Genomic DNA, 4,806 nt, shown 5'->3' with positions numbered 1-4,806 from the left:
GGTTCTTGCTGACCCGACAAAGCACTACTAGAGCGACCAGTCGATGTCGGCGTAGATCGCGGCGTGATCGGAAGCCGCGTGCACCTCGTCGGTCATGGTTTCGTAGACGTCCCAACGGTTCCTGGTCCGCGGCCCGCGCCACACGCCCTTGCGGAACACCCCGCCGCCGACGGCTTTCGCGAACAGCGCGGGGGTCAGCAGGACGTAGTCGATCTTGCCCTTCTCGTTCACGCCGCGGTACGTGCCGAGCCGGTGGTCCCACTCGAAGTCCGGGTGCTCACTGATGTCGCGCAGCCCGGTGCGTTGGAACAGCGGGCGCAGGGCCTCGCTGTCGGCCGTGTCGTTGAGGTCGCCGACGACGGCGATGTGCTCGTGGCCCTCGTCGCGCAGCCGGTTCACGATGCGCGCGATGCGGACGGCCTGGCGGAAGCGGCGGCGCGCGCCGATCGGGTCGCCGGGGGAGCCGTAGCCCTTGGACTTCAGGTGGTTCACCAGCACGACGACCTCGGGGCCGAACGGGGTGCGCACGTGGTACTCGGCGCAGTCGCGGGAGAAGACGATGCCCGAGGTGTCGCGCGCGTACACGTGCGTGCGGATGGTGATGACCTCGTGGGCGTCGCGGGTCAGCAGGCCCACGTTGATGCCGCGCTCGTCGTTGCCGTCGATGAGGTGGACCTCGTCGTAGGGGGTCCAGCCGACGTGCTTGAGCATGGAAGCGGAGAACATGTGCAGCAGTTCGCGCGACTCGGCCTCGACCACGCCGAGGACGTGGGCGCCGACGTCGCGCATCACCTGCGCGGTGTGGCGGGTGGCCAGCTCGCTGATCGGCTCGGTGGTGAGCTCGACCCAACCCACCCAGGACTCGCGACCGCTTGCCACGACTGAGGTTTCGCCGGTGCGGTGCCGCGCGAGGAAACGGCCGCGGATGCGGCGCAGGATCGCGTACTTGCTGCGGTCACCTCGCAGCAACTCCAGCGTCACCAGGTTTTCGCGCAGCTCTTCCTTCACCTCGGGCGTGTACGTCTCGAGTGCGATCAGTTCGTTGAACCGGGCGTGGGCGGCCAGCACCGGGGCCGCGTGCTTGGTGGCGTTGCGGCCCATCACTTTGGGGCGCTCGAACATGTTCTCCACGTTGAACGACCCGATTCGCGTGTGGCTCATCGACTCCAGGGTCGCATGTGGAGGAACAAGTACGCCCTGGTCCGCTCGGGTGATCTTTCGAGGCAACGAACCGGTGGAGGGCCCCATGGCTGGGCTGCCGGTGACGAGAGGGGCCCTCCGAGCATCGGGCTACCCGATCACGGGCAGGTGCTGCGGTGGACGGACACGTCGCCGGAGGCTGCCAGGGCGAGATTGCGAGACTTCACGAATACCCCTCGACAGCTGATCCGGGAGATGTCCCGCGAGCCGTTCGGCCCGCGACCGGAACGTTGCCCGTTTGATCAAGGACGAACCTAGGATGAACCTTGAATCGGCTGATGAGGGGTGATCTTGGAGTTCGGGCTGCTCGGCGCCGTCGAGGTGCGTGAGGGAGATGACGTGGTCGAGATCGGCCACGTCCGGCAACGATCTGTGCTGGTGGCGCTGCTGGTCGAGGACGGGAAGCCGGTACCGGTCGACCGGCTGCTCGACCGCGTGTGGGGTGAGCGGGCGCCGCTCAGAGCCCGCGACACGCTCTACGGGTACGTGTCGAAGCTCCGCAAACTGCTCAGCCTGGACATAGAGCGCTCACCCGCCGGATATCGGCTGAAAATAGACCCATCGCAGGTCGATCTGTTCCGCTTCCGCGCACTCGTGCGGCAGGGCGCCCTCGACGAGGCGCTCGGGCTGTGGCGGGGCGAGGCGCTGGACGGCCTGGAGTCGCCGTGGTTCGACGCGTTGCGCGAGAGCCTGCACGCCGAACGCACCGCCGCCGAACTCGACCGCAACGACCTCGCGCTCGCCCAGAACCGGCACGCCGAGCTGCTGCCGTCCCTGAAACGAACCGCGGAAGAACGCCCGCACGACGAACGCCTTGCCGCGCAACTGATGCAGGCCCTGCACGCGACGGGCAACGACGCGGAAGCGTTGCGGCACTACGAAACCATCAGGCGCAGGCTCGCCGACGAGCTCGGCGCGGACCCGAGCAAGCCGCTGCAGGACGTGCACCAGCGCATCCTGGCCGGTGGGACGACACCTGGTGGCCCACGACAGCTGCCCGCGCCGCACCCGTGGTTCACCGGCCGCACCGACGAGCTCAAGGCACTCGACCCGTCCGGAACCGTGGTCATCACGGCGATCGGTGGCACCGGTGGCATCGGCAAGACGGCGCTCGCGCTGCACTGGGCGCACCGGAACCTGCACGCCTTCCCGGACGGCCAGCTGTACGTGAACCTGCGCGGCTTCGACGCCACGGCCACGCCGACGCCGCCGGAGAACGTGCTGCGCGAGTTCCTGGAAGCCTTGGGGGAGCAGACGATTCCCGCCGGGCTGGACGCACGGGCCGCGCGCTATCGCAGTCTCATCACCGGCAAACGGATGCTGGTGCTGCTCGACAACGCCCGGTCCACCGAACAGGTCGTGCCGCTCCTGCCAGGCACAGACGCGACGGTCATGGTCACGAGCCGCCTGAAGCTGGCGGGACTGGTCGCGGCCCACGGCGCCAGGTCGATCTCCCTGGACGCACTGCACCCGGCCGACGCGCGGAAGTTCCTGGAAGCACGCCTCGGCACCGAGCGGGTGGCAGAGGAACCCGAGGTCGTCGCAGACCTGGTGAACTGGTGCGGCGGGCTGCCGCTGGCGCTCTCGATCGTCGCCGCCCGCGCCGCGATGGACCCGGACTTCCCGCTCGCCGTGTTCGCTGAGGAGCTGCGCGAACAGCCCCTCGACGCCCTGGACGCGGGAGAGATCGGCACGAACCTGCGGGCGGTCTTCTCGTGGTCGGTGGCAGCGCTGTCGGACGAGGCCTCAAGAGCCTTCAAGCTGCTCGGCTCGACTTCTTCGGAGGACATCGGCCTCACCGCGGCAGCCGCCCTGCTCGACCGCCCCGCCACGAAGACCCGGATGGTGTTGCGGGAACTGGAGAACGCGCACCTGGTGCAGCAGCACGTCCCGGCGCGGTACCGGATGCACGACCTCGTCGGGCTGTACGCGGCGGACCTCGCAGCCGACGCGGGCAGCAGGCTGGCCGACTTCTACGCGGCGACGGCCAGGGCCGCGGCGATGACGCTGGAACCGCACAAGGTGTTGCCGGAGCACGAAAGCGGTCACGTACTGGAGTTCAAGGACAACGCCGCCGCCATGGCGTGGTTCGACGCCGAGCACGCCTGCCTGATGACCGAGCAGCGCAGTGCCTTGCAGCGCGGCGCTTTCGACGTGGCCTGGATGCTCGGCCGCACGCTGAACAACTACCACCTGCGACGCGGACGCACGTCGGACGACGTCGAGGCCTGGCTCGGCGCGCTCGAAGCCGCGGAGGCTCTCAACGACGCGGGCAAGCAGGCCACCGCGCACATGTGCCTGGGCGCGAACTACGTCGAGCTGGGCCAGTCGCCGTTGGGGCACCAGCACTTCGACCGCAGCCTGGAGCTGTTCGCGCAGTCCGACGACCACGAGGCGCACGGGTCCGCGCACCGGGCGATGGCGTGGGCGGCGGAGTTCGAAGGCGATCTGGAGAAGGCGCTCCAACACTCATTGCAGGGCTTGGAGAAGTTCCGCGCGGCCGGGTCCGAGATCCGCGAGGCCGAGTCGCTGAACGAGGTCGGCTGGCGTTACGCCTGCCTCAACCGGTACGCCGAAGCTCGCACCTACTGCGAGGAAGCCATGCTGCTCAACAACAAGCTCGGTCACTCCGAGGGTGCAGCGGCCACTTTGGACAGTCTGGCGCACATCGCCCACCACGACGGCCGGCACGCCGACGCCGTCGCGCACTACGAAGAAGCGGTGGCGCTGTACCGGGAGCTGGACAACTCGGCCGAGCAGGCGACAGTGCTGGAACACCTCGGCGACGTGCTCCACGCGGCTGGACGGCAAGCGGAAGCCCGCGAACAGTGGACACGTGCGCTGGAGATGTACGAGGAACAGGGCCGCACCTCGGAAGCCACGGCCCTGCGAACGAGAACCTAGACGCGGCTCATCTGACGGCCGCTCTCGATCAGCTCGTCGGTGAACGAGTCGAGCGCCTGCGCGAAGTCGCGCTGGTCCGGCTCGTGCCAGTCCTCGAGCTGGTCGAGCAGCCAGCACCGCCACGCGTGCACGAGCTGTGTGAACACGTCGGCGCCACGATCGGTGAACCGGTACCCGTCGCCGCCGTTCGCCAGGTGACCCGACTGCACCAGTGCCCGTGCGGTCGGTTCGAAGATCCCGCCGGGCACCTTGGTCATCTCGGCGATCTCGTCGAGCGTCGCGATCCCGTCGTCCGTCGACGCCCGGTACACCCGCCCGAGCAGCCACGCCTGCTCCAACGGCAGGTCGACTCCTGACCGGCGCAACACCGCCAGGCCGGGATCGTCCTTGGACCTCGAGACCACGGTGGAGACCAGTTTGCGCAGCTCGTCGTAGGAGTTCGACGGCGGCGCGGCGAAGCTCTCGCCCACCCCGCTGTTGCCCGTCGCGGCGGCCCGGGACGTGTCCCGCAACTGCACCTGTGGCAGGAAGAACGCCACCAGCAACGCGACCAGACCGATCGGCGCCGCGATCAGGAACATCGTCGACACCGTCTCGGCGTACCCGGCGACGATCGGTGCCTTCAGCGCTTCGGGCAACGCGTGCACAGCGGCCGGGCTGGCGATGGCGCGCGGATCGACGCCCGGCGGCACCACCAGGTGC

2 protein-coding genes and 1 pseudogene are annotated in these 4,806 nt (G+C 68.9%); 1 reads left to right on the top strand and 2 read right to left on the bottom strand.

The annotated features are described in order from the left end of the window. Window positions 1-27: 27 nt before the first annotated feature. Entirely contained in the window at window positions 28-1,161 is a 1,134-nt protein-coding gene (locus tag UK23_RS45865) for an endonuclease/exonuclease/phosphatase family protein (RefSeq protein ID WP_045318146.1), read from the bottom strand. Between the two features lie 330 nt (window positions 1,162-1,491). On the opposite strand from UK23_RS45865, the gene UK23_RS45860 reads away from it, so the two are divergent. Then, the gene (locus tag UK23_RS45860) at window positions 1,492-4,104 is read left to right on the top strand and encodes an AfsR/SARP family transcriptional regulator (protein WP_196778179.1); all 2,613 of its coding nucleotides are present in this window, start codon (window positions 1,492-1,494) and stop codon (window positions 4,102-4,104) included. Here the strand turns inward: UK23_RS45860 and UK23_RS53430 are convergent. Continuing rightward, window positions 4,101-4,806, bottom strand: a pseudogene (locus UK23_RS53430) (MFS transporter); the annotation flags it as partial. The gene UK23_RS45860 and the pseudogene UK23_RS53430 overlap by 4 nt on opposite strands.

The organism is Lentzea aerocolonigenes (genome assembly GCF_000955955.1).
GTDB classification, from domain to species: domain Bacteria; phylum Actinomycetota; class Actinomycetes; order Mycobacteriales; family Pseudonocardiaceae; genus Lentzea; species Lentzea aerocolonigenes_A.
Note: the sequence above shows the minus strand (reverse complement) of the source record. Positions and strands in the feature narration are given on the sequence as shown.

What these genes read in the sequence shown, in the direction of transcription:
- UK23_RS45865 (WP_045318146.1), bottom strand. Translation starts at nt 1,161, where the DNA reads ATGAGCCACACGCGAATCGGGTCGTTCAACGTGGAGAACATGTTCGAG.